This is a genomic window from Peribacillus folii, from assembly GCF_030271255.1.
Classification (GTDB): Bacteria; Bacillota; Bacilli; order Bacillales; family DSM-1321; genus Peribacillus.
This window is the reverse complement of sequence record NZ_JASJOM010000008.1, coordinates 205696-232662: the sequence shown is the minus strand read 5'-3', so window position 1 is coordinate 232662 and position 26967 is coordinate 205696. Positions and strand designations below refer to the sequence as shown.

The window sequence follows — 26967 nt, the reverse complement described above, 5'->3', positions numbered from 1 at the left end:
AAAATGGAGTGGTTTGCATTTTCTTCACTTCCAATAAGGAGGATACACAGATGAAATTCGGTTCCTTGAATAAAAGCTTCATAAATGGTGAATGGGTGGAAGGTTTGACAGGCCGTACCTACGATATTCTTAACCCATTTGACGGCTCTCTTTTATCAACTGTAAGTCTGGCATCATCCAAACAAGTGCAGGACTCCTTTGAGCATGCAAAAGCAGCACAAAAGGAATGGGCCAAGACAACTCCGGAGCAACGGAATGAAGTACTGAAAAAGGCAGCCTCATACTTTGAGGAAAACCGCGACGGCATCATTGATGCCATCATCCGTGAAACAGGCGGAAGCCTCATCAAAGCCAATGCTGAACTTGGCCTGACCATACAAATTTTAAAAGAATCATTATCCTATTCACAAGAAGTGAACCGTGTACATGAAGTGCCGTCCACTGTGGAGGGCAAGGTTAATCGCATTCACCGCCGGCCACTGGGCGTCATTTCATCAATATCTCCCTTCAACTTCCCGATGAATTTATCGGTAAGAACGATTGCTCCGGCCATTGCGTTAGGAAATAGTGTCGTGCACAAACCAGATGTACAGGTTTCGTATTCAGGCGGTATCATCATCGCTGCTGCTTTTGAATATGCAGGTCTGCCAAAAGGTGTATTGAACATGATCATCACCGATTTGGAGGAGATCGGCGATGAGATGCTTACGAATCCGATCCCAAGGCTAATCAGCTTTACGGGTTCAACTTCGGTTGGACGCCATATTGGTGAAGTGGCCGGGAAGAACCTAAAACGGGTGGCACTTGAATTGGGCGGCAATAATCCATTTATCGTCCTTTCTGATGCAGATGTCGATCGTGCCGTTGATGCAGCCATCTTCGGAAAATACTTGCACCAAGGACAAATTTGCATGAGCATTAATCGAATTATCGTCCATGAAAATCTCTATGAAGCTTTCATCGTTGAATTTGTAGAACGGGCCAAAATGCTTCCTTATGGAAATCCGTTAGATCCCAAAACCGTCATTGGACCGCTGGTGAATGAACGCCAAATCGATAAAGCGCAGCGCTACATCGAGGAGGCCAAACGAAGTGGTGCAGTCCTTGCGCTTGAAGGGAAAAGGGAAGGAAATGTTCTGACGCCATATATTTTCCGTGATGTGAAAAATACGGACAGGATTGCCCAAACCGAGCTGTTTTCACCAGTCGTTTCCATCATTAAAGCCGAAAGTGATGAAGAAGCCATTGAGGTCGCCAATGATACGGAATACGGTTTAAGCTCCGCCATCTTTACTAATGATTTGGAGAGAGGCGAGCGATTGGGCCTCGAAATCGATAGCGGGATGACCCATATCAACGACCAAACTGTAAATGATGGTGCGAACGTTGCTTTTGGAGGCAATAAAATGAGCGGGATGGGGCGCTTTGGCAACCCGTGGGTAGTGGAGGAATTCACTGTCACCAAATGGATTTCCAAGCAAACCGTTGCTCGGCACTATCCTTTTTAACAGGACGTAAGAAAAAGAATTTTGAGGTTCGGAATTCATTTTCCATTTTCTTGAATTATTCGGCAAAATTACTCCAATATGTTATAATACTATGGTTAATCAACTTGTAGATGGAGGATTACATGAGTAAAGACTCTAAATTTGGCCAACAGGCAAAAATTTTAACCTTTCACCCAACAGGTGAGTATTATTTCACCAAGGGTTTAAAAGCATATCATAGAAGAGAATTGCCAAAATCAAAAAAATACTTGGAGCGTGCGCTTGAGCTTGAACCGGCGGAACCGATGATAGCCTGTCAATTGGCAATCACGTGCTCGGAAATCGGTGAATATAATTATTCAAACAACCTCCTGGAAAACATCCTGGATGTGATGGACCCTTATATGTCGGAATGTCATTACTTCCTGGCAAATAATTATGCCCACTTAGGCATGTTCAAGGAAGCTTACCGTCACGCAAGTGCCTATCTCGACAAAGAAGAGGATGGGGAATTCAGTGATGACGCAGAGGACTTGCTTGAATTGATCACCTTCGAGACGGATGAAACGGAAGAAAACCCCTTTAAGCATGACGGACTCATCGCCAAACAGGAAAAAGCGCGTGAATATCTGGAATCGGGGAATTTCCCGAAGGCAATCGAGGTATTGAAGGATACGATTGCTGAATATGGTGACTATTGGTCCGCTTATAATAACTTGGCTTTAGCTTATTTCTACCTTGGCCAAGTGGATGATGCCTTCGAGACCTTGGATGAAGTGCTGGAAAAGAGCCCTGGAAACCTGCATGCGCTTTGCAATCTAGTCGTCTTTCATCATTACCAACAGGATGAAGCGAAGGTCGAGGAGCTGATACAGATGCTGGAGAAAATCCGGCCAATGTTATCCGAACATCGTTTCAAGCTAGGGGCGACCTTCGCCCTGATCGGGAATTACGCCTCTGCGTATAAATGGCTGAAAGTCTTGCAAAAGCAAGGATTTGAAGGGGATGGAACCTTCTACTATTGGCTAACGATATCCGCTTTTCACCTAGGTCACGAACAGGCCGCCAGAAAGGCTTGGAAAAAGGTTGTGGAAATGAATCCGGAAAAGGAAGGCATGGAGCCTTGGGGTGATATGAATGCGACCTCCGATGGCTTTGAGCATCACTTTCCTTCCATTATTAAGCGGCTGGAAAGCGAGTTTATCGAAGAAAGGCTGTTCGCCATTTTCCTTTTGAAGCATTCGGTCCATAAACAGAAGTTATTGAAAAACCAAGTGCTCAATCTTAATCAGAATTTCACCGATCTGGAACGGGATTATGCCGACCTTGTGCAGGCTCCCTCGAAAGATCGCCAATTAACGCAAGTGGATTTTGCCGATCGTACGGCTGAGTTACTATATAGGCATTTCCAGCCGATTCAATTGGATGAAGCGGGACTTTATCTAATGTGGTTTTCCGTCTTCATCGAAGCGGTGAAGTCCGGCCAAAAGCTCAACAATCCTGCAGGATGGGCGTCTGCGGTGGAATATGTGTGGAATCAGCTTAAAGATGTAAAAGTTAGCAAACAGGCAATCGCAGACAAGCATTTCATATCCGTGTCCACCTTATCGAAGTACGTGAAGCTGGTGCATACCCTCTTGGAATGAGCAGATATTTGGACGAAAAATTATTTGTTATATAGGATAATAGGTAGGGAACACTAACCGTAGTGAAGGTTCCATTTGTAATGGAATATGGAGGAGTGAGAACATGTCTGAAAAAATTTATGACGTTGTTATTATTGGAGCTGGTCCTGCAGGGATGACGGCTGCTGTCTATACATCACGTGCGAACCTATCGACATTGATGCTGGAACGCGGTGTGCCGGGCGGGCAAATGGCCAATACGGAAGAAGTTGAAAATTATCCTGGATTCGATACGATCCTGGGACCTGAACTTTCAACGAAAATGTTTGACCATGCAAAGAAATTCGGTGCGGAATATGCGTATGGCGATGTTAAGGAAATCATCGACGGCGAAGAATATAAAACGATCATGGCCGGTACCAAGGAATTCAAAGCACGCTCCATCATCATTTCATCGGGTGCGGAATATAAAAAAATCGGCGTGCCGGGTGAAAAGGAATTGGGCGGCCGCGGTGTATCGTATTGTGCAGTTTGTGATGGGGCTTTCTTCAAGCAAAAAGAACTGTTCGTTATCGGCGGTGGAGATTCTGCGGTTGAAGAGGGTGTATACTTGACCCGTTTCGCTTCGAAGGTGACGATCGTTCACAGGCGGGAAGAGCTTCGTGCCCAAAAGATCCTTCAGGATCGCGCTTTTGCCAATGAAAAAGTTGATTTCATCTGGAATCACACATTGAAGGAAATCAATGAAGAGGGCGGTAAAGTTGGCGGCGTCACTCTCGTTTCGACAGTGACCGGGGAAGAAACGAAGCTGGATGCAGATGGTGTATTCATCTACATCGGAATGCTTCCGTTGACTAAACCATTCGAAAGCTTGAACATTTTGAATGCAACGGGTTATATCGAAACGAATGACCGCATGGAGACACGCGTCCCTGGTATCTTCGCTGCTGGTGACGTCCGTGAAAAAACATTGCGTCAAATCGTGACAGCGACCGGTGATGGAAGTATCGCCGCTCAATCTGCCCAGCATTATGTAGAAGAGCTTCAGGAAAAGTTACAGCTAAAGGCATAATAGCATCGGTTACAAAATTTTACACATCGTAATTCCGTTTTAACGAGGCTGTAACACGTGTGAAATAATGATTCGGTATAGTTAGAGTAGAAGTTGACCCCCTTTAATTATAAACGTTGGAGGACACAGATGAAGCATCTGTGTCCTTTTTTTTGTGTCCTTGATCTTGATGCTTTGAAATTCCAATTAACGGAAAAGTGCTCTGCGGGTAGACATTGCTTTTGGCCAGCCCTTTGCATGCAGGCGGGGATTCTGGTGAACAATAGGTGTAAAGCAGGAGATGATTGGATAAGGCGACGAGCATGACGGGTGAATATTCCCCGATGCAGGAAGTTTCCTTTATTGTTAGCTCATTTCAAAAATAGTATAATGAGAAGATATACTAAACATATATCTTTCATAAAAGGATGTAAAATACCATTTGTTTGAACTATCAGCATTTGTAAATCGTCAAATGGATATTGTACGGCGGTTTAAGGAAGGTTTCCATAGTCGAACAGAAGAGGCCGAATCGAGGTGAAGAACGTGCAACGTGTCACAAATTGTGTATTGATCAAGGATGGACAAATCCTCTTGCTGAAAAAACCCAGACGCGGTTGGTGGGTAGCCCCGGGCGGAAAGATGGAGCCTGGAGAATCCATACGGGATGCCTGTATCAGGGAATATCGTGAAGAAACGGGTGTTTATTTGAAAAACCCTTCCATCAAAGGCATTTTCACTTTCATCATGAAGGATGGAGATAAAGTGCTTTCGGAATGGATGATGTTCACTTTTTTTGCAACAGATTCCGATGGAGTCAATTTGGATGTTTGTGAAGAAGGTGAACTTAGCTGGCACCCAGTCGATGATGTCAAGAAGCTGGAAATGGCTGAAGGCGACTTTCACATCCTGGACTATATGGTCCATGGACGCGGAATCATCTATGGAACCTTTACCTACACGCCTGAGTTTAAGTTGCTTTCGTATCGATTGGATCCAGGCTGATGGTTGCTTATAAAAAAGATTGTTAAACATGGGGGCGGAGAACGATGAGTACAGGGCAGATGAATGAAACGCAATTGGTCATCATTACCGGAATGTCGGGAGCGGGAAAGACAGTGGCGGTTCAAAGTTTTGAAGACCTCGGCTTTTTTTGCGTCGATAATTTACCGCCCACGCTTTTGCCAAAGTTTTTGGAGTTAATGAAGGACTCGGGGAATAAGATGAATAAAGTGGCCCTTGTCATGGATTTGCGCGGACGGGAGTTTTTTGATTCGTTATTTCTGGCACTTGATAATCTTACGGATACATCGTCAGTATCTCCAAGGATCCTCTTCCTTGAAGCTGATGACGATTCCTTGGTGCGCAGGTATAAAGAGACGAGAAGGACCCACCCGCTGGCTCCATTAGGGCGGCCATTGGAAGGCATCAAAATGGAACGGGAGCTTCTGGATGAATTGAAGGGAAGGGCCCAGCTGATTTTCAATACGTCGCAATTGAAGCCGCGGGAGTTGAGGGAGAAAATCGCTTCGGAATTTTCTGCCGATAAAAGTGTAGGATTCACGGTTAACGTCATGTCCTTTGGATTCAAGCACGGCTTGCCGATAGATGCTGATTTAGTGTTTGACGTGCGGTTCCTGCCAAATCCTTATTATATTGACCATATGAGGCCTAGGACTGGCTTGGAACAGGAAGTCTCCAGTTACGTTTTAAAATGGAGCGAGACCCAGAAGTTTTTGGAAAAGGTAACCGACTTACTCGCGTTCATGCTCCCCTACTATAAGCGGGAGGGGAAGGCGCAGCTTGTGGTTGCGATTGGATGTACAGGCGGTCAGCATCGTTCTGTGGCGTTGACGGAGTATATCTCGAATTACTTCCAAAAGGATTATCAAGTACAAGTGTCACATCGTGATATCGAAAAAAGTAAGGGGAAAGCAGATGCTAAATGATAAGAAACAGCCTAAGGTCGTGATCATTGGAGGGGGAACCGGTCTTCCCGTTTTATTAAGGGGCTTGAAGAAGCATCCGGTCGATATAACGGCAATCGTTACGGTAGCCGATGATGGCGGAAGCTCGGGACGCCTTCGGGAGGACATGGATATCCCCGCTCCGGGAGATATCCGGAACGTGCTTGCTGCACTATCGGATGTGGAACCTCTTGTCGAGCAAATGTTTCAGCATCGCTTTCAGAGCAAAAACGAACTTTCCGGGCATTCGCTTGGGAACTTGATCTTGGCGGCTATGACCTCATTGACTGGGGATTTCGTCCATGCAATCCAGGAAATGAGTAAGTTCCTGAACGTCCGCGGCAAAGTGCTGCCGGCAGCAAACCAAAGCGTGGTTCTCCACGCGGAAATGGCTGATGGATCGATCGTTACGGGCGAGTCCAAGATCCCCTTTTCGGGAAAGAAAATTAAGAAAGTGTTTCTGTCTCCCCAGCATATCAAGCCGCTCAGGGAAACCATCCAGGAAATCAAGCAGGCTGACCTCATTGTCATCGGCCCAGGAAGCTTATATACTAGCATTCTCCCTAACCTGCTTGTCCCTGGATTAGGGGAAGCGGTTGGCCGTTCCAAGGCTAAGAAGGTATACATCTGCAACTTGATGACACAAGCAGGCGAGACGCTGGATTATAGTGCGAGTGATCATATTAAAGCGATCTACGACCATATGGGCAATGCTTATATTGACAGGATACTGGTTAATAACGAGGAAATACCGGCCGAGGTCCAGCAGCGGTATCAAGCTGAATATGCCAAGCCGGTCATGTATGATGTCGAGGGTTTAAAACGGATGGGGCTCGAGATCATCCAGGAACGCATTTTCAGCTATGAAGGGAATGTCATCCGGCATGACACGAAAAAAGTGGCCGATTTGCTTTACAATATGCTAATAAATGAAACAAAAGGCCATATAGTTCCGTAGATATGGACAGGGACGGTTTTTTTTGAATGGATAAAAATAGATTACCTGCGTTCGATGGGGGGTGAAACGGATGTCTTTTGCTTCAGAAACGAAAAAAGAGCTCACTACATTAGAGGGAAAGGACTGTTGCGGAAAAGCGGAATTGTGTGCGCTGATCCGGATGAACGGTTCCCTTTCATTTTCTAATCGGAAGCTTGTCGTGGATATTCAAACCGAAAATGCGGCGATTGCCAGAAGGATTTATACGCTGCTGAAAAAAAGTTATGAGGTCCAAGTCGAGCTTTTGGTCCGTAAAAAGATGAAGCTTAAAAAGAATAATGTCTATATCGTCAGGATGTCGTCTGGTGGGCAGCGCGTTTTGAATGATTTGGAAATTTTGGGTGATGGCTTTGAAATACTCCATGCGATTTCCGATACGATCGTCGGAAAGAAATGCTGCAAGCGCTCCTATTTAAGAGGTGCATTCCTTGCGGGGGGGTCAGTGAATAATCCGGAAACGTCCTCTTATCACCTGGAAATCTTCTCGCTTTATAAGGAGCATAATGATGCGCTTTGTGAGTTAATGAATAAGTTCGATCTAAAGGCAAAAACGCTTGAACGCAAAAAAGGATATATCATTTACTTGAAGGAAGCCGAAAAAATCGCCGAATTTTTAAGCATCGTCGGAGCCCATTCCGCATTATTGAGGTTCGAGGATGTCCGGATTGTCCGTGATATGCGCAATTCAGTCAATCGGCTTGTGAATTGTGAAACAGCCAATTTGAACAAAACGATCGGTGCCTCATTGCGGCAGGTGGAAAATATCCATTATATCGAGGATACGGTGGGGCTGAACATTTTGCCGGATAAACTTCGTGAAATAGCCGAATTGAGAATTGCCTTCCAGGATATAACCTTAAAGGAACTTGGCGAGATGGTATCAGGCGGAAGCATCAGTAAATCCGGAATCAATCACCGATTACGGAAGATTGACGAAATAGCTGACAGGCTCCGTGGAGGAGAGGCTATTGCTGCGAAAAAATAAATCTTACAGGGGAGATCATGATGGTGGAGAAACAAGTTGAAGTAAAACTGAAAACAGGTTTACAAGCCCGGCCGGCGGCCCTGTTTGTACAAGAAGCTAACCGCTTTCATTCAGATGTATTTCTTGAAAAAGAAGGAAAAAAAGTGAATGCGAAAAGCATCATGGGCTTAATGAGCCTTGCCATCAGTTCAGGAGTGTCCGTGAAGCTGATCGTTGAGGGGCGCGATGAGAAGGAAGCGTTGGAAGCACTGGAAGAATTCGTTCAACAAGAGGGGTAAAGAAAAAGGATGCTAAAAGTGCATCCTTTTTTTCATGGCATGCAAACAGGCCGCGAAGCTCTCGCGGCCTGTTGCTGTGCTAGATTATTTATCTTTTTTATCCTCAAGGATGCTGCGAGTGATGACTTTGTCAATCAAGCCGTATTCAAGGGCTCTTTCGGAAGTCATGAAGTTGTCGCGTTCCGTATCTCTTTGAAGGACTTCAAGAGGCTGACCGGTGCGCTCTGCCAAAATTTGATTCAATTTATCTTTCAAGTGAAGGATACGGCGGGCAGCGATTTCGATTTCGGTAGCTTGTCCTTGCGCTCCGCCAAGCGGTTGGTGAATCATGACTTCACTGTTCGGCAACGCATAACGCTTGCCTTTTTCGCCAGCTGCCAACAGGAATGCCCCCATGGAAGCAGCCATGCCGATGCAAACTGTAGATACATTAGGTTTGATATATTGCATCGTATCGTAAATGGCCATACCGGAAGTGATGCTTCCGCCTGGGCTGTTGATGTATAATGTGATATCCTTTTCAGGGTTTTCCGCTTCAAGGAATAGTAATTGAGCAACGATGGAATTGGAAACATTATCGTCAATTGCGCTTCCTAGCATAATGATCCTGTCTTTTAATAAACGGGAGTAAATATCGTAGGCACGCTCCCCACGACTTGTTTGCTCGATAACTGTAGGAATTAAATTCATGTTCATTTCCTCCTTCGATTAAGAGAATCATTTAAATTCTTTATGTATGTATGATACACTTTTTGGTCAATTTAGGTCAAACAAAACAAATCCTATAAGTGATAATTTGTTCGACAATTTTCTGGTCAAGGCTCCTTCCCATTTGGATTCAATAATGATTATGCCGATCAGGGATGAATTTCCACATTATCCATAATACCCAAATGACAAACTTTTAAACCTGATAGCCCTTGCAAAGGAGGGCATTCTATCATATAATGAAGTCTGTCGAAAAGAATGATCTCCATTTCGCCCTCGTAGTGCAACGGATAGAACGCAAGCCTCCGAAGCTTGAAATGCAGGTTCGATTCCTGCCGAGGGCACTGCCAAATCTCCCGCTTAATTTAATTAAGTGGGGGATTTTTTTTTTGAATGATGAATTTTGTTGGAATTTTGCGATTATCATCGAAACCTGCTGGATAAGCCCCTCCACTAATATGAGGGAATATGCATGGAAAGTGAGGACTTTTCCATAAAACTAGTTGTTAAAATGGCATTCCTGTCATATAGTATGTAAAACAAATAAACTATTCAGAAAAAAACGTAAGCGTTTTCATGGGTTTTTGTGTAGAATTTTCTCCTGATAATGTAAAATGGAGTGGGGAGGGATGAATCGATGAGCATGAATATGAAAGCAGGATTATTTCAACAGCAAACATTAAAGATGGCAATGACCCAGGAGCTCATGCAGGCTATTACATTGCTGCAGTACTCCGCCCAGGAGCTTTCTGCCTTCTTGGAAAATAAAATGGCCGAAAATCCGTTACTGTCCCTAGATCAGCCAACATCCGCACTATTTCAGCCGACCTTTGACCGGAAAAAGGGTAAACGAACTCTTAAAAATACGTATGATGCCAACTATTGGATCGAGCAAATCAGTGAAGACACCGTCTCGCTTGAACAGCATGTCATGTCCCAGGTGAATCACCAGCAGCTTACAGGTGAGCAGCGGAAGGCGATGCTGCTATTGATTCACAACCTTGATGAAAACGGTTACTTGCGGATTGATCTGGATGATATGTGCATGGCCGGTATCACGCCAGCTGTTTTGGAGGAGAGTCTGTCCCTTTTACAGCAGCTCGAGCCGCACGGACTTGCCGCACGGAATCTCCAAGAGTGCCTATTGCTTCAAGTAAGGGCGGAAGGGATCAACCCGCTGGCTGAAATCATCATGGAACATCATTTCCTCGACTTTGCCGAAAAGCGTTGGAAAGATTTAAGCAAGAAAATAGGTACTGCAATGAAGGATATCCAAGAGGTATTCGATTATGTCCAGACGTTGAATCCAAGGCCAGCCTCACTATTCTTTCAGGAAAAGCCATCTTATATCGTGCCTGATGTCGTTGTCGAGGTCCGTGATGGAATCCTGCTTGTCGGGAATTATGATGGCAACACACCAAACCTTAATGTCGATAAAGGGTACCTAAACCGGATGAAGAGCCATGGAGATAAAGGGGTGCAGCGCTTCATCCAGGATAAGTGGCAGGAATACCAATGGATTTCAAAAGGGATTCAACAGCGAAAAGAAACGATATTGAAGGTCATCCAGTGTATCGTCGATAAACAGCCGGCGTGCTTTCACCACGGGCTTAATTACTTGAAGCCGATGACGATGAAAGAAGTGGCCGATGAAATCGGGATACACGAATCGACGGTAAGCCGCGCCGTGAAAGGTAAATATGTTCAGACGCCATTTGGGACAATCGAAATGCGGATATTCTTCACAACATCATTGCAATCAGTAGGCCTTGATGAGGATATGTCTGGCATGCAAGCAAAAAAGGGCCTCAAGGCAGCCATCGAGGGCGAGAATAAACAAAAGCCGCTGTCGGATCAGGATTTGGCGGATTTGCTCAAGGAAAAGCATGGGATCATCCTTGCACGCCGAACGGTGGCCAAATACCGGGAGCAGCTGGGTATACCCTCCTCTTCCAAACGGAAAAGATATGATTGAAAAGGGTTGAGTGTTTTGAAAAGGAATGAGTTTGTTTTATATAGCCGGGAAAGATGTCCGTTATGCGATGAAGCCAAGACCATCCTGGAAGAGGTGAAACGGGATTCGGGCATAGGATATAAGGAAATCGATATCCATTCCGACGACTCGCTGCTTGAGAAATTTGCCTTGATGATCCCTGTGATCGAATGGGAAGAAGAAATCATTCAATATGGAAAAGTGGATAAAACCGCTCTAAATGGGCGTTTGCAAAAATAATTTTTCAAATCATTTGAAGAAACAATCCGTTCCTGCTAGAATAAAATATGTAGCAGGAATATTTTTTTGTTTTAAGTGGGACATTAAATGACTACGCGGGACAATTCGTGTCCAACCAAACTTTTTAGGAGTTTTCAATATGCGTACATTACTCGAGGTACAAAGAAAATTATTGCCTGATTTCCTTACGGTTATGCAAAAAAGGTATGATATCCTGCGTTATATCAAAATGATGCAGCCGGTGGGAAGGCGAAGCCTGGCCGTGAGTCTTAATGTGACGGAGCGGACGCTTAGAGGCGAGGTTGATTTTCTGAAAAGTCAGAACCTGGTTAATATATTCAGTTCTGGCATGACAATGACTGATGAAGGGATGGAAATCCTTGATAAGTTGGAAGGAATAATGCGTGAAGTTATGGGTATAGACATAATGGAACGGCAATTGCAGGAATTGTTACAAGTCGACGAGGTCATAATTGTCTCAGGAAATTGTGATGAAACCCCATGGGTAAAAAAAGAATTGGGCAAAGCTTGTGCAAACCGTATGAAACTCGAGTGGAATTCAAAGAATATCATTGCGGTAACTGGTGGATCGACAATGGCCGAAGTGGCCAATTCGCTGTCACCTGATGAAGCCTCTAAGAAATTGATATTCGTTCCAGCCCGCGGTGGAATTGGTGAAGCAGTGCAGAACCAGGCCAATACGATTGTCGAAAAAATGGCACAGAAGGCGCAGGCCTCTTACAGAGTGCTATATGTACCCGATCAATTGAGCGGTGAGGTGTATGCTTCCTTCCAGAAGGAACCTGCAATCAAGGAAGTCATCTCCCAAATCAAATCTGCGGATATGATCATTCATGGAATTGGTGATGCCATGGCGATGGCAGAGAGAAGGAATTCTCCGCCGGATATGTTAAAGAAGCTGGTAGATGGCAATGCTGTAGGAGAGGCATTCGGGTATTACTACGATGAAAACGGCACAGTCGTTCATAAGGTTTTGACGGTCGGCATCCAGTTGGATGATCTCAGCCCTGAAAAGCGGGTGATAACGGTCGCAGGTGGGAAAACTAAAGCCAAGGCTATCCGTTCTTACATGAAAGGCGCACCTTCATCAACCGTTTTGATTACTGATGAAGCAGCAGCACAGGAGTTAATTCAGGGGAATTATACCCCTTAATATATTTACGAATTTTAAAGGAGGAATTTTTCATGGCAGTAAAAGTTGGTATTAATGGTTTTGGACGTATAGGACGTAATGTATTTCGTGCAGCATTAAATAATCCTGAGGTTGAAATTGTCGCTATTAACGACTTAACGGATGCTAATATGTTAGCGCACCTTCTTCAATATGATACAATTCATGGTTCCCTTAATGAAAAAGTAGTGGTTGATGGTGACTTCTTGGTTGTTGATGGCCATAAAGTAAAAGTTTTGGCTGAACGTGACCCTGCACAATTAGGCTGGGGAGAACTAGGTGTTGAAGTGGTGGTTGAATCTACAGGACGTTTCACGAAACGTTCAGATGCAGCTAAACATTTAGAAGCTGGCGCGAAAAAAGTAATCATTTCCGCTCCTGCATCCGATGAAGACATCACGATCGTAATGGGTGTAAATGAAGAGAAATATGATGCAGCTAACCACCATGTCATTTCAAATGCATCATGTACAACGAACTGCTTGGCTCCATTCGCTAAAGTACTTCATGAACAATTCGGAATCAAACGCGGTATGATGACGACTGTTCACTCATATACAAACGATCAACAAATTCTTGACTTACCTCATAAAGATTACCGTCGCGCACGTGCAGCGGCTGAAAACATCATTCCTACAACAACTGGGGCAGCAAAAGCTGTTGCACTTGTTCTTCCTGAACTAAAAGGAAAATTGAATGGTATGGCAATGCGTGTACCGACTCCAAACGTATCTGTAGTCGATCTTGTTGCAGAGCTTGAAAAAGACGTAACAGCTGAAGAAGTGAATGCAGCATTCAAAAAGGCTTCTGAAGGGGAACTAAAAGGAATTCTTGAGTATAGCGAACTTCCGCTAGTATCAACGGACTATAACGGTAACCCATCTTCTTCTACAATCGATGCCCTTTCCACAATGGTAATGGAAGGAAACATGGTTAAAGTATTATCTTGGTATGATAATGAAACAGGATATTCTAACCGTGTAGTTGATTTGATCGACTATTTGGCTAAAAAAGGATTGTAATTAGAATAATAAAAAAACCTCACCAAGGTGAGGTTTTTTTAATCATGCCCCTAATAAAACCTGGAAGATGATGATATTATTAGTAAGTCATGAAGCACTTTAAGCGCTTCGATTCCTTGTTTTTGGATAATTTTCAGGAAACCGACTATAATGAAGTAGAGAAAAGGGGAGATGGGATATTTACCCTCTCCCTTTTTGACTAAAAGAATCAAAAATGTGATAACAATATCTAAGGAGGTTCTTTGGATTATGAATAAAAAGTCGATTAGAGATATTGAATTAAAGGGGAAACGAGTATTTTGCCGTGTTGATTTCAACGTTCCGATGCAGGACGGAAAGATTTCGGACGATACGAGAATCAAGGCTGCATTGCCGACGATTTCCCATCTGACGGAGCAAGGCGCTAAAGTCATCCTGGCGAGCCACCTTGGCCGTCCTAAAGGACAAGTCGTAGAAGAATTACGTTTAGCTCCTGTGGCCGAACGACTAAGCGAGCTTAGCGGCAAGGATGTCCAAAAGGCTGAAGAAGCTTACGGAGAGTCCGTTCAATCCATGATTGATAATATGGAGAATGGCGAGATCTTGTTATTGGAAAACGTCCGCTTCTATCCTGGTGAAGAAAAGAATGATCAGGAATTGGCAAAATCATTCGCCGCACTTGCAGATGTTTATGTGAATGATGCATTCGGGGCTGCCCATCGTGCTCATGCTTCCACCGAAGGAATCGCCCACCATCTTCCAGCAGTTGCCGGATTGCTGATGGAAAAAGAGCTTGAAGTGCTTGGAAAAGCTCTATCAAACCCTGAACGTCCTTTTACAGCTATAATTGGCGGCGCTAAAGTAAAGGATAAAATAGGCGTCATCAAAAATCTTTTGGAAACGGTCGATCATTTGATCATTGGCGGCGGGCTCGGCTATACATTCATCAAAGCGCAAGGCCATGAAATTGGAGACTCTCTATTGGAAGAAGACAAAATTGAGTTGGCCAAATCTTTCATCGAAAGCGCTAAAGAAAAAGGCGTAAAGCTTCATTTGCCGATCGATGCCGTAATAACGGCTGAATTTTCACCAGATGCAGAAACTGAAGTCGTCAATATCGATTCCATACCGAAAGATAAGATGGCTCTTGATATCGGTCCGAAAACAAGTGAATTATATGCGGACATCATCAAAGGCTCCAAGCTTGTCATTTGGAATGGACCTATGGGCGTATTTGAATTCGATAAATTTGCGAATGGTACAAGGACCGTTGCCCAAGCCTTGGCTGATGCTAAGGATACTTACAGCATCGTTGGCGGAGGAGATTCTGCTGCAGCTGCCGAAAAGTTTGGTTTGGCAGAGAAAATGTCCCATATTTCAACAGGCGGCGGTGCATCTCTTGAGTTCATGGAAGGCAAGGAATTGCCGGGCGTGGTAGCATTGAACGACAAATAAGCGTGAACCGTCAATAATTTCTACTTTAGAAGGGATGAGAAACCAAATGCGTAAACCGATTATTGCAGGTAACTGGAAAATGAATAAGACACTATCTGAGGCAACTGCCTTTTTGGAAGAAGTGAGCAATTTAATTCCGAAGCAAGATGTAATCGATACGGTTGTATGTGCTCCTGCTTTGTTTTTGGATCAATTAGTTCAAGCTGCCAAGGGTACCGATGTAAAAATCGGGGCACAGAACATGCACTTTGAAGAAAGTGGAGCCTTCACAGGGGAGGTAAGTCCTGTCGCACTGGCTGATCTTGGTGTCTCTTATGTCATCCTAGGCCATTCCGAACGTCGCGAAATGTTCAATGAAACGGATGAAGCCGTTAATAAAAAAGCTCATGCCGCTTTCGCTAACCAATTAACCCCGATCGTGTGCTGCGGTGAAACGCTTGAGCAGCGTGAAGCCGGCGAAACGAATGATTTTGTTGCCAGCCAAATTGAAAAAGGTCTGGAAGGCATGACAGACGAGCAATTGAAACAAACCGTCATCGCCTATGAACCGATATGGGCGATTGGAACAGGTAAATCGTCATCCGCCCAGGATGCGAATGAAGTATGTGCACATATCCGTTCAGTAGTTGCTGACAAGTTTTCTAACGAAGCGGCAGCGGCCATCCGTATCCAGTACGGCGGCAGCGTAAAACCTGAGAATATCAAAGAGTACATGGCGCAACCTGATATCGACGGTGCTTTGGTAGGCGGGGCAAGCTTGAAAGCGGATAGTTTCTTACAATTGCTGGAGGCTGGTCACTATGAGTAAGTCGCCAGTGGCACTTATCATCTTGGACGGCTTTGGCTGCCGCAGCGAGGAAAAAGGAAATGCGGTTTATCATGCGAAAAAACCGAATTTTGACCGTTATTGGGAGCAGTACCCGCACTCCCATCTAACTGCTAGCGGTGAAGCGGTCGGCTTGCCTGCTGGCCAAATGGGGAACTCGGAAGTGGGCCATTTGAATATCGGTGCCGGACGCATCGTCTATCAAAGCCTGACCCGTGTGAACCTTGCAATCCGGGAAGGCGAGTTCGCGGAAAACCCAACATTGGTCGAGGCCATGAGCCATACAAAGAAAAAAGGTACAGACCTTCATCTGTTCGGGCTTCTTTCGGATGGCGGCGTGCATAGTCATATTGAACATATGTATGCCCTGCTGAAATTGGCAGCCAAAGAAGGAGTCAAGAATGTATATGTACATGCATTCCTCGATGGACGTGATGTCGGACCTAAAACGGCACAGGGCTATATCAAGGATGCAGAAGCGAAAATGAAGGAAATCGGTGTAGGCCGGTTTGCTACCATCTCTGGAAGATATTATTCCATGGACCGTGATAAACGTTGGGAACGTGTTGAAAAATCCTACCGTTCCATGGTGTACGGTGATGGACCTGCCTATCCTTCTGCACTGGAATGTGTTGAGGATTCATACGAACATGGTATTTTTGACGAGTTCGTGATCCCCTCCGTCATTACGGCGGAAGATGGGAAGCCGGTGGCGACGATCAAGGATGAGGATGCCGTCATCTTTTATAACTTCCGTCCCGACCGGGCGATCCAGATTTCGAATACATTCACCAATGAGGACTTCCGCTCATTTGACCGCGGTCCCGGGCATCCAAAGCACCTTCATTTTGTCTGCCTGACGCATTTTTCGGAAACGGTTGACGGATATGTTGCATTCCAGCCGACGAATCTAGATAATACATTAGGGGAAGTGCTTTCTCAAAACAAGCTTACCCAGCTTCGCATTGCCGAAACCGAAAAATATCCGCATGTGACGTTTTTCATGAGCGGAGGCCGAGAAGAGAAGTTTCCTGGTGAAGAGAGGATCTTGATTAATTCTCCAAAGGTCGCTACATACGATTTACAACCGGAAATGAGCGCCTATGAAGTGACGGATGCATTGGTGGAACAAATCGAGGCCGATAACTTCGATGCAATCATTTTGAATTTCGCCAACCCGGATATGGTCGGGCACTCAGGCATGCTTGAGCCGACCATAAAAGCGATTGAAACCGTTGATGAATGCCTAGGCAAAATCGTCGATTTAATCGTCTCTAAAGGCGGCACGGCCATCATTACGGCAGACCATGGGAATGCCGATGAAGTGGTTACGCTCGAAGGGAATCCGATGACGGCCCATACGACGAACCCTGTGCCTGTCATTATCACCAAAAATCAGGTAACATTAAGAACAGATGGTATTTTAGGCGATTTGGCTCCGACTATGCTTGATTTGCTTGGAGTCGACAAACCTGTCGAAATGACAGGGAAATCCCTATTATCTAAATAAAAATGTGAATTGGAAAAGGAGAGATTTATAATGCCGTACATTGAACATGTATATGCACGCGAAGTGCTTGATTCCCGTGGTAATCCAACAATAGAAGTAGAAATCCAAACAGAGTCCGGTTACTTCGGACGCGCAATCGTACCATCTGGTGCTTCAACAGGTGAACATGAAGCGGTTGAGCTTCGTGACGGAGATAAATCTCGCTACCTTGGTAAAGGGGTACAAAAAGCAGTCGATAACGTAAATGAAATCATTGCTGAAGCTGTGATTGGCTTGGATGTAACGAACCAAGCGGGCATCGACCTTACGATGATCGAGTTGGATGGTACGGAAAACAAAGGAAAACTTGGAGCCAATGCAATCCTTGGTGTATCCATGGCTGCTGCCCACGCTGCTGCTGAATTTTCCGGCTTACCATTGTACCGTTACCTTGGAGGCTTCAATGCAAAACAACTTCCGACTCCAATGATGAACATCATCAATGGTGGATCACATGCCGATAACAACGTTGACTTCCAGGAATTCATGATCCTTCCTGTCGGTGCACCAAGCTTCAAGGAAGCGGTCCGCATGGGCGCAGAAGTATTCCATGCATTGAAATCCGTTTTATCTGCCAAAGGCCTTAATACGGCTGTCGGCGACGAAGGCGGCTTTGCCCCGAACCTTGGTTCTAACCGTGAAGCGCTGCAAGTCATCATCGAGGCAATCGACAAAGCAGGCTACAAAGCAGGGGAAGATATCTTCCTTGGCATGGATGTAGCTTCATCAGAATTCTATAACAAAGAAACAGGCAAATACGATCTTGCAGGCGAAGGCCGCAATGGCGTCTCTTCTGAAGAAATGGTTTCTTTCTATGAGGAGCTAGTGAATGAATTCCCGATCCTTTCCATCGAAGACGGTCTGGATGAAAATGACTGGGACGGCCACAAGCTTCTGACTGAGCGTCTTGGTTCTAGAGTTCAATTGGTCGGGGATGATTTATTCGTAACGAACACGAAAAAATTGGCTGAAGGCATCGAAAAAGGCATCGGCAACTCCATCCTGATCAAAGTGAACCAAATCGGTACACTGACTGAAACGTTTGACGCAATTGAAATGGCTAAGCGTGCTGGCTACACGGCTGTCATTTCCCATCGTTCAGGTGAAACGGAAGATGCAACGATCGCTGACATCGCCGTTGCGACGAACGCAGGACAAATCAAAACAGGTTCCATGTCACGTACGGACCGTATCGCTAAATACAACCAACTTCTTCGTATCGAAGACCAGCTTGGCGACTTGGCTGTATACGGTGGCTTGAAATCTTTCTATAACTTGAAGAAGTAATCATGGCAAAATCCGCTTCCGAAGAGAAGCGGATGGTCTTTTCACCTCCCATTCCTTTTGAATGGGAGGTATTTTTATGGTGGTCTGTATAGTTCCGATTTAATCAAACGTTTGATTAAAGTCCAAAAAAGGTGCCGCATATGGGCACCTTTTGTTTATTTATCTACAGCATCTACTGGAACGGCATTATAGTATTCTTCCAATGTAATCTTCTTTTCGAATATTTCAGTTGCAGCATCTACCCCAATATAGCGGATGTGCCACGGTTCATATTTATAGCCTGTGATGTCTTCCTTGCCTTCCGGATAGCGGATGATGAATCCGAATTCGTGGGCATGGTCTGCAAGCCAGGCGGCTTCATTCGTATCCCCGAAGCAATCTTGGGCAGCGCATGCACCGTCATGGGTCGTGACATCGATGGCAAGACCTGTTTCGTGCTCGCTCGTCCCAGGCATTGCACTGTAGGTTTTCGCTTTTTCTTCTCCGTCCTTGGCCACATAGTTATTGAAGACCGTGATTTGCGTTTGATGTGAACGGTAGGCGGAAACGCCGGCGAAGTGCATGTCATCTTTCTCGGCAGCTTGGAATAATCGCTCAAGTGCTTCTGCGGCTTCTTTACGCATCATTCTTTTTTCAATTTTGTCCTGGAAGATGAAATCGACTTTTGGGTAGATGAGATCTTCAGGCTTGTAATCTTCCGGTAGGCTGTATTGTTTGTTGACCAGGACAGGAATGCTTTCCGGATTGGCTAATGTCTGCAGGCCAGCCTGTGCGGGCTTGACCGTTTCATCCACTTCCACTTGGCGTTGGGCCGATTCTTTTGAATCATCTTGGTTATCATTCGTTTCTGTCTCCGTATGGTGGGAGCTCGGGTGTTCTTCTTTTTGCTCTTTTTTTTCCTCGCCGGATAGGTCGAATGAGCATCCGGACAATAAGATGAACGATGATAGAGCAGTTGCTGTAAATATAGGTTTCAACATATGAAAGGCCCCTTGCTTTTAAAAATGAGATTTTCCGCGATAGGCGGATTGAAAGATTATCGTGACAAGTAATCCCTTGTCAATTCACTTTGGTACTTATCAAGAAATAAACCGATCCAGACTACCATCAGCAAAAATGGATAATCATTGCGGACTGCCGTTTCAACGACGGGTGCAGACCAAAAGTGCGAAAGGAAGCCGCCTGACAGCCTGATTGTCTCGAATGTGACCAATGCATGCAGCGATAGCCAGAGAATCGTCAGGGTATTGGTTCCGAAACCAATCACGGCCGCGATGATGCTCAGCAGGATGGCGGCTGCACCGATCAGCAGTACATGGTAACTGGATTGGAAAAAGTCGATACTGCTATTGGAAAGTCCATTATAAATAATAGCAGTAAAATAGACGGTTGTCGTCGTATATGCAGCAAATAATAAGTAGCGATTTCCATGGTATTTTGCAAGCAGCAGCAAAAGCGGTGAGAGAACAATTAAAAGGATACTGATAAGATTGCTTCCGCCTACCCATAAAGAATAGCCTGCAACCGCCGAGAACAGGATGGTCAATAAATCAAGAATCCGAAGAATGGGCTTGAACATGGTGACACCTCTTTCTTCCCTTTTTGTGAATTATCTCAAACTTTGATTCAAAAGGAAAATGATGAAGATGCTGTTTAGGAATTCTTACCATTATCGTATAACAAAGATTGTGGATATCTTATGGGTGTGGTAAAGTTAAAGTAATTGTTTATTGGTACTTCAGGAGGTGTAATTGCATGCATGCATTTCTCATAACGCTTTTGGTGATCGTCAGTATCGCCCTTATTGTGACGGTATTGCTTCAATCAGGTAAAAGTGCAGGTTTATCAGGTGCAATTGCCGGCGGGGCTGAGCAGCTATTCGGAAAGCAAAAAGCACGCGGCTTGGATTTGATTTTACATCGTGCAACGATAGTATTAGCCATTTTATTCTTTGCTTTAACTTTACTTGTTGCATTCTTTGATGTGTAAACGATCAAAAATGAGTCTAGCTAAATAGCTAGGCTTTTTTCTTTGCACGATAGTTGCATGAATAGATATAGTAATTTTAGTACTTACTGTATTAGGATAGGGTAATTTTTTTGGATGCTATTTACTAATGAAGGAGCTAATGATTATGAAAATCAAGCTGCAGCAGCCCTTTACATTTGAAGGCGGAAAAAGAGCTGTCTTACTTTTACATGGTTTTACGGGGAATTCCGCCGATGTGCGGATGCTTGGACGTCACTTGGAGAAGCATGGTTACACCTGTCATGCCCCGCACTATAAGGGACATGGGGTTCCGCCGGAGGAACTGGTGAAAACGGGCCCTGAGGATTGGTGGAAGGATGTCATGATGGCATACGATTTCCTGAAGGGTAAGGGCCACGAGGAAATTGCTGTCGCCGGACTCTCTTTAGGAGGCGTATTTTCTCTTAAATTAGGTTACACTGTACCTATAAAGGGTATCGTATCAATGTGTGCGCCCATGTATATCAAAAGTGAAGAGATGATGTTTAAAGGAGTATTGGAGTACGCTAGAGAATTTAAGAAATACGAAGGAAAAACGGAAGAGCAAATAGTACGTGAAATGGACCTCCTGGCCGATAAACCGATGAATACTTTGAAAGCACTCCAGGAATTGATAACGGAAGTGCGTGAGAATGTCGATTTGATTTATGCGCCGACATATGTCGTGCAGGGGCGTCATGATGACGTCATCAATCCGAAAAGTGCCGAAATCATTTTTGATTCGATCGAGTCACCTGTCAAGAAACTGAAGTGGTATGAAGAATCCGGTCATGTCATAACCCTTGATAAAGAAAAGGAACAGCTGCATGAGGATATACTGGGATTTTTAGAAAGCTTGGATTGGTCCGAATAACAAATTAATCATACCCTGAATAGGAGGGGTTTTATGGAAGATAACATTCAAGAACATATGAATAGACTTTTGACGTACATGACCGATGAAGCATACAAGCCATTGACGGTACAGGAGCTTGAAGAGGCTTTGAAGATCGAAGACTCGGCAGACTTCAAGAATTTCGTCAAGGCGCTCGTGAAGCTGGAGGAAAAGGGGCTGGTGGTCAGGACGCGAAGCAATCGTTACGGCCTGCCGCAAAAAATGAATTTATTCCGGGGCAAATTAACGGGGCATGCCAAGGGCTTCGCCTTTGTAACGCCAGAAGATAACCCGGGAATGGATGACATTTTCATCCCGCCAACTGAAACGGGTACAGCGATGCATGGAGATATCGTCATGGTACGGGTGTCTTCGGAAACATCCGGATCAAGACAGGAAGGCACGGTCATCAGGATCCTTGAACGCGGAATCACTCAAGTGGTCGGTACATACTCCGAAAGTAAAAGCTTCGGCTTCGTCATCCCTGACGATAAAAAGATCGCCAACGATATCTTCATCCCGCAGCATGCCTCCCATGGAGCGGTGGAGGGCCATAAGGTCGTCGTCAAGCTGACTTCTTATCCGGAAGGACGTGTAAGTGCAGAAGGCGAAATCATTGAAATTCTGGGGCATAAGAATGATCCTGGCGTCGATATTCTGTCCGTCATCCATAAATACGGTTTGCCGATGGAATTTCCGGAAGATGTCATGAAGCAAGCCAATGCCGTTTCCGACACGATTCAAGAAAGTGAAATCGGCAGCCGCAGGGATTTGCGCCATGATATTTTGGTCACGATTGATGGAGCGGATGCAAAGGACCTCGATGATGCCGTGTCGGTCTCCAAGCTTGATAATGGCAATTACAAGCTAGGCGTCCATATTGCCGATGTCAGCCATTATGTTACGGAAGGTTCTCCGATCGATAAGGAAGCCCTTGAAAGAGGAACGAGCGTTTATTTGGTAGATAGGGTCATACCGATGATTCCGCATCGTTTATCGAACGGGATATGCTCCCTGAACCCGCAGGTCGACCGGTTTACACTTTCTTGTGAAATGGAAATCACGCCAGACGGTCAAGTCGTCAATCACGAGATTTTTGAAAGTGTCATCAAGACGACGGAGCGGATGACATATGGCAATGTAAACAAAATCCTGGTGGATAAAGATGAAGAACAGCTTGAGCGCTATGAAGCGTTGGTGCCGATGTTCGAGGATATGGAGAAGCTGGCGGCCATCCTGCGTAAAAAGCGGATGAACCGCGGTGCGATCGATTTTGATTTCAATGAAGCGAGGGTCATCGTCGATGAAGAGGGACATCCGACAGATGTGGTTTTACGTGAAAGGTCGGTTGCCGAGAAGCTGATTGAAGAATTCATGCTTGCGGCCAACGAAACCGTTGCCGAGCATTTCAACCGTCTCCAAGTGCCTTTCATTTATCGTATCCATGAAGATCCCAAGCCGGAAAAACTGCAGCGCTTCTTCGAATTCATCACGAACTTCGGATACATCGTGCGCGGGTCGGCCAATGACGTACATCCTAAGGCATTACAGGATATCATCGAGGCAGTGGCGGGCAAGCCGGAAGAGACGGTCATTTCCACCGTCATGCTCCGTTCGATGCAGCAAGCGAAATATGATCCGGAGAGCTTGGGCCACTTTGGTTTATCAGCTGAATTTTATACACATTTCACCTCACCGATCCGCCGTTACCCGGATTTGATCGTGCATAGGCTGATCAGGACGTACTTGGTGGAAGGTAAGCTGGATGAAGCCACGAAAGAGAAATGGAATGCCATTTTACCTGAAATTGCCGATCACACTTCGAAGCGGGAACGTCGCTCCATCGATGCCGAGCGTGAAACCGATGATCTGAAAAAGGCGGAATTCATGCTTGATAAAATTGGCGAGGAATATACCGGGATCATTGGTTCCGTTACGAATTTCGGGATGTTCGTCGAACTGCCTAATACCATCGAAGGTCTTGTTCATGTCAGCTTCATGACGGATGATTATTACCGTTTCGACGAACGTCAGCTGGCGATGATCGGGGAACGCACAGGTAATGTGTTCCGGATTGGCGACGAAATCGACGTACGTGTAGCCAACGTCAATAAAGAGGAACGCGCCATCGATTTTGAAATTATCGGCATGAAGGTGAGCCGTGCACGTCCATCAGTCGAGAAGAAAATATTCAAAGCTAACTCAGGTGAGCGCAAACGCGGACGCGGCGGCAATGGCGGCCGTAACGAAGGGAATAACAGCGGCCGCGTAGGCAAGCGCAAGGGAGATTCGTCTTCGTCTTCGTCCTCGGATAGGAAGCCGAAAAAGAAGAAGAAATTCTTCGAAAATGCACCAGCTGCCAAACGCAAGAGAAAGCCTAAAAAGAGATAAGATTGATGTGAGGGGACGAACGATTCATCCCCTCACCGTGATCGGATGCAAAAAGGGGAGAGTAAGATGCCAAAAGGCTCAGGTAAACAACTAGCACAAAATAAAAAAGCATATCATGATTTCTTCATTGAACAAACATTTGAAGCAGGCATCGTATTGAAAGGGACCGAAATCAAGGCAATTCGCGCGGCCCGTGTGAATCTGAAGGATGCCTTCGCCAAAATAGAAAATAACGAAATCTATCTTTATAACATGCATGTCAGTCCATATGAACAGGGGAACCAGTTTAATCATGACCCATTGCGGACACGGAAGCTCCTTTTGCATAAGAAAGAAATCAGTAAACTGATCGGTGAAACAAAGCAAACGGGTTACACCATCGTTCCGTTGAAGATGTATTTGAAAAATGGCTTTGCCAAGGTCTTGATCGGGCTTGGAAAAGGGAAAAAGCAATATGACAAGCGGGATGACCTGAAGAAGAAGGAAGCGAAACGTGATATCGAGCGTGCTTTCCGCGATCGTCAAAAGATGTAACACTGCCAAGACCTTACAATTGATTTTTCGTTTCAATCTGTTATAATTAATCCTGTACCGATGACAATTGAATATCAGCCAACTTGCTGACTATTCTACTCTCGTACGCTCCATTTCAATCATGGGGACGTTACGGATTCGACAGGGATAGTTCGAGCTTAAGTTGCGAGTCGAGGGGATCGGCCTCGTTAAAACGTCAACGCCTATAACTGGCAAACAAAACAACAACCTAGCTTTCGCTGCGTAACAACAGTCGATAGCTGTTCCTCCCTCCATGGCCCACGTGGTAGGGTAAGGGACTCACTCTAAGTGGGATACGCCGGAATCCACCGTCTGAGGATGAAGGAAGAGACCAACCAGACTAGCTGCTCTGCCGCCTGTCGATAGGCTAATGAGTTCGCGAAATGCGAATATATCGACTACACTCGTAGAAGCTTAAGTGCCGTTATGTCTGGACGTGGGTTCGACTCCCACCGTCTCCACCAATACATATATTGGTGGTTTTTTATTTGGCTTTTTTTCTGTTAAGGAGGAAATCCGGCGTGCAGCAGGGAATGAAGGATTGAGGATGATTTTTTTGTAAGCGTATACATACGGAGTGGGGGCGTGTTGATGGAATTTGATGTGATTGTGGTCGGAGCGGGTCTCGCCGGATTGGTGGCTGCGGCTGAGCTTGCCGATGCCGGGAAAAAGGTTTTGTTATTGGATCAAGAACCGGAAGCTTCCCTTGGCGGACAGGCGTGGTGGTCATTTGGCGGGTTGTTTCTTGTCGACTCACCCGAGCAGCGGAGACTGGGCATTAAGGATTCACGGGAGCTTGCCTGGCAGGATTGGTTAGGGACGGCTGGATTCGATCGAGAAGAGGATGAAGATTATTGGGGGAAAAAGTGGGCGGAGGCTTACGTCCAGTTCGCTTCAGGGGAAAAGCGTGAATGGCTGACAGCCCAGGGCATCCGCTTTTTTCCGGTAGTTGGCTGGGCCGAGCGTGGCGGATACCTCGCTGAAGGGCATGGTAACTCGGTTCCGCGCTTTCATATTGTATGGGGAACGGGCCCGGGGATTGTTAAACCGTTCGAGGCCCGGGTTCGTAAAGCGATCGGGAAAGGGCTTGTCGATTATCGTCCCCGTCATCGTGTGAATGAATTGCTAACGCAGGATGATGCTGTCATTGGGGTATGTGGATCCGTGCTCGTACCGAGCTTGGCAGCTCGCGGCGAGGCCAGCTCCCGGGAAGTGATCGGTGATTTTTCGTTTCATGCGAAGGCTGTGCTCGTTACAAGCGGCGGGATCGGGGCCAACCATGATTTGATCAGAAAAAATTGGCCGGAGCGCCTAGGTGAAGCTCCGAACCATATGATTTCCGGCGTGCCTGAGCACGTGGACGGGAGGATGCTTGCCATTTCGGAAAAGGCTGGCGGAAGGATCGTCAATCGCGACCGGATGTGGCATTATACGGAAGGAATCAAGAATCATGATTCCGTTTGGGCCAAGCATGGAATCAGAATCCTTCCCGGGCCTTCATCTCTTTGGCTTGATGCAACGGGCCGCCGATTCCCTGCCCCGAATTTTCCTGGATTCGATACACTGGGGACGCTTGAAGCCATCATGGCGACAGGGTACGATTATTCCTGGTTCATTTTGACGCAAAAAGTCATTGAAAAAGAATTTGCTTTATCAGGCTCTGAGCAAAATCCCGATTTGACAGGTAAAAGCATTCGGAAGGTTTTATCCAGGGCCCTGCCTGGCGCACCATCTCACGTACAGGCTTTCATGGACAAGGGAGAGGACTTTGTCATAGCGGAATCACTCCCGGAACTTGTGGCTGGGATGAATGCGCTCACGGAAGAGAACCTGCTTGTCCTTGCCGATATCGAACGGCAAATCATCGCGAGGGATAGGGAAATGGATAACAAATTCACGAAAGACCTGCAAATTACCGCCATGCGAGGGGCACGCCATTATATCGGGGACCGGCTGATAAGAGTTGCAGCACCGCATAAATTCCTCGATCCAAAGAATGGTCCGTTGATAGCCGTGCGGCTGAATATCGTCAGCAGAAAAACATTGGGCGGATTGCAGACCGATCTTTCCTGCCGGGTCCTGAATGCTTCTGGACACCCGGTGAAAGGACTGTATGCAGCGGGTGAGGTGGCTGGCTTCGGCGGCGGCGGGGTTCACGGCTACCGTTCGCTGGAAGGAACATTCGTCGGTGGCTGCCTATTCTCCGGAAGACAGGCGGGCAGGGCGATTGCAGATTTATGAAGGACCTGCTTGCCAGGTCCTTTTTGTCGAAAAATCGATATATCGCCGAAATCGCAGATAAAATGTTCGATTTCGCAGATAAAATGCGGAAATCGCAGATATATTGCCAAAATTCGTAGATAAATCCTTAATTTCGCAGAGTATATGCTGAAATCGCAGATAAAATGTTCGATTTAGCAGATAAAATGCGGAAATCGCAGATATATAGCCAAAATTCGTAGATAAAACCTTAATTTC

General features: G+C 45.7%; 24 protein-coding genes, 1 tRNA gene and 1 other RNA gene. 23 read left to right on the top strand and 3 right to left on the bottom strand.

All coding sequences use genetic code 11. The features are described 5' to 3' along the window. The first annotated feature begins 50 nt into the window (after window positions 1-50). From QNI08_RS15690 to QNI08_RS15655, 8 genes are all read left to right on the top strand, one after another. Window positions 51-1508, top strand: coding sequence for an aldehyde dehydrogenase family protein (locus QNI08_RS15690; RefSeq protein ID WP_285768338.1), 1458 nt, complete (start codon window positions 51-53; stop codon window positions 1506-1508). A 122-nt stretch (window positions 1509-1630) separates the two neighbouring features. Then, window positions 1631-3133, top strand: a complete 1503-nt coding sequence (locus tag QNI08_RS15685; protein WP_285768337.1) for a tetratricopeptide repeat protein — start codon at window positions 1631-1633, stop codon at window positions 3131-3133. A gap of 103 nt (window positions 3134-3236) precedes the next feature. Continuing rightward, window positions 3237-4184 carry a thioredoxin-disulfide reductase gene (trxB, locus tag QNI08_RS15680; protein ID WP_285768336.1) on the top strand — a complete coding sequence of 316 codons (948 nt, stop codon included), beginning with the start codon at window positions 3237-3239 and terminating at the stop codon, window positions 4182-4184. A 525-nt stretch (window positions 4185-4709) separates the two neighbouring features. Further along, window positions 4710-5168 carry an 8-oxo-dGTP diphosphatase gene (locus QNI08_RS15675; protein WP_061141161.1) on the top strand — a complete coding sequence of 153 codons (459 nt, stop codon included), beginning with the start codon at window positions 4710-4712 and terminating at the stop codon, window positions 5166-5168. A 44-nt stretch (window positions 5169-5212) separates the two neighbouring features. Then, on the top strand, window positions 5213-6112 hold the full coding sequence (gene rapZ, locus QNI08_RS15670; RefSeq protein WP_285768335.1) for an RNase adapter RapZ: 900 nt from the start codon (window positions 5213-5215) through the stop codon (window positions 6110-6112). Continuing rightward, entirely contained in the window at window positions 6102-7088 is a 987-nt protein-coding gene (locus QNI08_RS15665; protein ID WP_285768334.1) for a gluconeogenesis factor YvcK family protein, read from the top strand. Before rapZ ends, QNI08_RS15665 begins: the two co-directional genes overlap by 11 nt. Before the next feature lie 70 nt (window positions 7089-7158). Further along, window positions 7159-8112, top strand: a complete 954-nt coding sequence (gene whiA, locus QNI08_RS15660) for a DNA-binding protein WhiA (RefSeq protein WP_285768333.1) — start codon at window positions 7159-7161, stop codon at window positions 8110-8112. Between the two features lie 20 nt (window positions 8113-8132). Beyond that, a complete protein-coding gene (locus QNI08_RS15655; RefSeq protein WP_048688029.1) occupies window positions 8133-8390 on the top strand; it encodes an HPr family phosphocarrier protein in 258 nt (85 codons plus the stop codon). Window positions 8391-8474: 84 nt separating this feature from the next. On the opposite strand, the gene clpP is transcribed toward QNI08_RS15655, so the two are convergent. Beyond that, complete coding sequence (gene clpP / locus QNI08_RS15650) at window positions 8475-9080, bottom strand: ATP-dependent Clp endopeptidase proteolytic subunit ClpP (protein WP_285768332.1); 606 nt, start codon at window positions 9078-9080, stop codon at window positions 8475-8477. Between the two features lie 290 nt (window positions 9081-9370). On the opposite strand from clpP, the gene QNI08_RS15645 reads away from it, so the two are divergent. The 9 genes from QNI08_RS15645 (at window position 9371) to eno (ending at window position 18641) form a co-directional block, all read left to right on the top strand. Beyond that, window positions 9371-9442, top strand: a tRNA-Arg gene (locus tag QNI08_RS15645). A gap of 293 nt (window positions 9443-9735) precedes the next feature. Beyond that, the gene (gene rpoN / locus QNI08_RS15640; RefSeq protein ID WP_285768331.1) at window positions 9736-11073 is read left to right on the top strand and encodes an RNA polymerase factor sigma-54; all 1338 of its coding nucleotides are present in this window, start codon (window positions 9736-9738) and stop codon (window positions 11071-11073) included. A 15-nt stretch (window positions 11074-11088) separates the two neighbouring features. Further along, window positions 11089-11331, top strand: a complete 243-nt coding sequence (locus QNI08_RS15635; protein ID WP_285768330.1) for a glutaredoxin family protein — start codon at window positions 11089-11091, stop codon at window positions 11329-11331. A 139-nt stretch (window positions 11332-11470) separates the two neighbouring features. Next, complete coding sequence (locus QNI08_RS15630) at window positions 11471-12505, top strand: sugar-binding transcriptional regulator (protein ID WP_285768329.1); 1035 nt, start codon at window positions 11471-11473, stop codon at window positions 12503-12505. 32 nt (window positions 12506-12537) lie between these two features. Further along, window positions 12538-13545, top strand: coding sequence for a type I glyceraldehyde-3-phosphate dehydrogenase (gap, locus tag QNI08_RS15625; RefSeq protein WP_285768328.1), 1008 nt, complete (start codon window positions 12538-12540; stop codon window positions 13543-13545). A gap of 249 nt (window positions 13546-13794) precedes the next feature. Next, window positions 13795-14979, top strand: a complete 1185-nt coding sequence (locus QNI08_RS15620; RefSeq protein ID WP_285768327.1) for a phosphoglycerate kinase — start codon at window positions 13795-13797, stop codon at window positions 14977-14979. A 46-nt stretch (window positions 14980-15025) separates the two neighbouring features. Beyond that, window positions 15026-15787: a triose-phosphate isomerase gene (gene tpiA, locus QNI08_RS15615; protein ID WP_285768326.1), complete on the top strand. Its 762-nt coding sequence runs from the start codon at window positions 15026-15028 to the stop codon at window positions 15785-15787. Then, window positions 15780-17315 carry a 2,3-bisphosphoglycerate-independent phosphoglycerate mutase gene (gene gpmI / locus QNI08_RS15610; RefSeq protein ID WP_285768325.1) on the top strand — a complete coding sequence of 512 codons (1536 nt, stop codon included), beginning with the start codon at window positions 15780-15782 and terminating at the stop codon, window positions 17313-17315. The genes tpiA and gpmI overlap by 8 nt, the downstream gene beginning before the upstream one ends. Before the next feature lie 30 nt (window positions 17316-17345). Then, window positions 17346-18641 carry a phosphopyruvate hydratase gene (eno, locus tag QNI08_RS15605; RefSeq protein WP_285768324.1) on the top strand — a complete coding sequence of 432 codons (1296 nt, stop codon included), beginning with the start codon at window positions 17346-17348 and terminating at the stop codon, window positions 18639-18641. A gap of 155 nt (window positions 18642-18796) precedes the next feature. Here eno and QNI08_RS15600 read toward each other — a convergent pair whose 3' ends face one another. Then, on the bottom strand, window positions 18797-19621 hold the full coding sequence (locus QNI08_RS15600; RefSeq protein ID WP_285768323.1) for a M15 family metallopeptidase: 825 nt from the start codon (window positions 19619-19621) through the stop codon (window positions 18797-18799). Window positions 19622-19677: 56 nt separating this feature from the next. Continuing rightward, on the bottom strand, window positions 19678-20220 hold the full coding sequence (locus tag QNI08_RS15595) for a hypothetical protein (RefSeq protein ID WP_285768322.1): 543 nt from the start codon (window positions 20218-20220) through the stop codon (window positions 19678-19680). Between the two features lie 176 nt (window positions 20221-20396). On the opposite strand from QNI08_RS15595, the gene secG reads away from it, so the two are divergent. The 6 genes from secG (at window position 20397) to QNI08_RS15565 (ending at window position 26730) form a co-directional block, all read left to right on the top strand. Further along, window positions 20397-20630, top strand: a complete 234-nt coding sequence (gene secG, locus QNI08_RS15590) for a preprotein translocase subunit SecG (protein ID WP_057912046.1) — start codon at window positions 20397-20399, stop codon at window positions 20628-20630. Window positions 20631-20775: 145 nt separating this feature from the next. After that, entirely contained in the window at window positions 20776-21522 is a 747-nt protein-coding gene (locus QNI08_RS15585) for an alpha/beta hydrolase (RefSeq protein ID WP_285768321.1), read from the top strand. A 33-nt stretch (window positions 21523-21555) separates the two neighbouring features. Beyond that, on the top strand, window positions 21556-23934 hold the full coding sequence (gene rnr, locus QNI08_RS15580) for a ribonuclease R (protein WP_285768320.1): 2379 nt from the start codon (window positions 21556-21558) through the stop codon (window positions 23932-23934). A 66-nt stretch (window positions 23935-24000) separates the two neighbouring features. After that, a complete protein-coding gene (gene smpB, locus QNI08_RS15575) occupies window positions 24001-24468 on the top strand; it encodes an SsrA-binding protein SmpB (protein WP_285768319.1) in 468 nt (155 codons plus the stop codon). Window positions 24469-24591: 123 nt separating this feature from the next. After that, window positions 24592-24953, top strand: a transfer-messenger RNA (tmRNA) gene (ssrA, locus tag QNI08_RS15570). Window positions 24954-25080: 127 nt separating this feature from the next. After that, window positions 25081-26730, top strand: coding sequence for an FAD-binding dehydrogenase (locus QNI08_RS15565; RefSeq protein WP_285768318.1), 1650 nt, complete (start codon window positions 25081-25083; stop codon window positions 26728-26730). Window positions 26731-26967: the final 237 nt, after the last annotated feature.

Excerpts from the sequence above, each read along its gene's own strand:
- QNI08_RS15690 (WP_285768338.1), top strand. The coding sequence starts at position 51 with ATGAAATTCGGTTCCTTGAATAAAAGCTTCATAAATGGTGAATGGGTG.
- QNI08_RS15685 (WP_285768337.1), top strand. The coding sequence starts at position 1,631 with ATGAGTAAAGACTCTAAATTTGGCCAACAGGCAAAAATTTTAACCTTT.
- trxB (WP_285768336.1), top strand. The coding sequence starts at position 3,237 with ATGTCTGAAAAAATTTATGACGTTGTTATTATTGGAGCTGGTCCTGCA.
- rapZ (WP_285768335.1), top strand. The coding sequence starts at position 5,213 with ATGAGTACAGGGCAGATGAATGAAACGCAATTGGTCATCATTACCGGA.
- QNI08_RS15665 (WP_285768334.1), top strand. The coding sequence starts at position 6,102 with ATGCTAAATGATAAGAAACAGCCTAAGGTCGTGATCATTGGAGGGGGA.
- whiA (WP_285768333.1), top strand. The coding sequence starts at position 7,159 with ATGTCTTTTGCTTCAGAAACGAAAAAAGAGCTCACTACATTAGAGGGA.
- QNI08_RS15655 (WP_048688029.1), top strand. The coding sequence starts at position 8,133 with ATGGTGGAGAAACAAGTTGAAGTAAAACTGAAAACAGGTTTACAAGCC.
- clpP (WP_285768332.1), bottom strand. The coding sequence starts at position 9,080 with ATGAATTTAATTCCTACAGTTATCGAGCAAACAAGTCGTGGGGAGCGT.
- rpoN (WP_285768331.1), top strand. The coding sequence starts at position 9,736 with ATGAGCATGAATATGAAAGCAGGATTATTTCAACAGCAAACATTAAAG.
- QNI08_RS15630 (WP_285768329.1), top strand. The coding sequence starts at position 11,471 with ATGCGTACATTACTCGAGGTACAAAGAAAATTATTGCCTGATTTCCTT.
- gap (WP_285768328.1), top strand. The coding sequence starts at position 12,538 with ATGGCAGTAAAAGTTGGTATTAATGGTTTTGGACGTATAGGACGTAAT.
- QNI08_RS15620 (WP_285768327.1), top strand. The coding sequence starts at position 13,795 with ATGAATAAAAAGTCGATTAGAGATATTGAATTAAAGGGGAAACGAGTA.
- tpiA (WP_285768326.1), top strand. The coding sequence starts at position 15,026 with ATGCGTAAACCGATTATTGCAGGTAACTGGAAAATGAATAAGACACTA.
- gpmI (WP_285768325.1), top strand. The coding sequence starts at position 15,780 with ATGAGTAAGTCGCCAGTGGCACTTATCATCTTGGACGGCTTTGGCTGC.
- eno (WP_285768324.1), top strand. The coding sequence starts at position 17,346 with ATGCCGTACATTGAACATGTATATGCACGCGAAGTGCTTGATTCCCGT.
- QNI08_RS15600 (WP_285768323.1), bottom strand. The coding sequence starts at position 19,621 with ATGTTGAAACCTATATTTACAGCAACTGCTCTATCATCGTTCATCTTA.
- QNI08_RS15595 (WP_285768322.1), bottom strand. The coding sequence starts at position 20,220 with ATGTTCAAGCCCATTCTTCGGATTCTTGATTTATTGACCATCCTGTTC.
- secG (WP_057912046.1), top strand. The coding sequence starts at position 20,397 with ATGCATGCATTTCTCATAACGCTTTTGGTGATCGTCAGTATCGCCCTT.
- QNI08_RS15585 (WP_285768321.1), top strand. The coding sequence starts at position 20,776 with ATGAAAATCAAGCTGCAGCAGCCCTTTACATTTGAAGGCGGAAAAAGA.
- rnr (WP_285768320.1), top strand. The coding sequence starts at position 21,556 with ATGGAAGATAACATTCAAGAACATATGAATAGACTTTTGACGTACATG.
- smpB (WP_285768319.1), top strand. The coding sequence starts at position 24,001 with ATGCCAAAAGGCTCAGGTAAACAACTAGCACAAAATAAAAAAGCATAT.
- QNI08_RS15565 (WP_285768318.1), top strand. The coding sequence starts at position 25,081 with ATGGAATTTGATGTGATTGTGGTCGGAGCGGGTCTCGCCGGATTGGTG.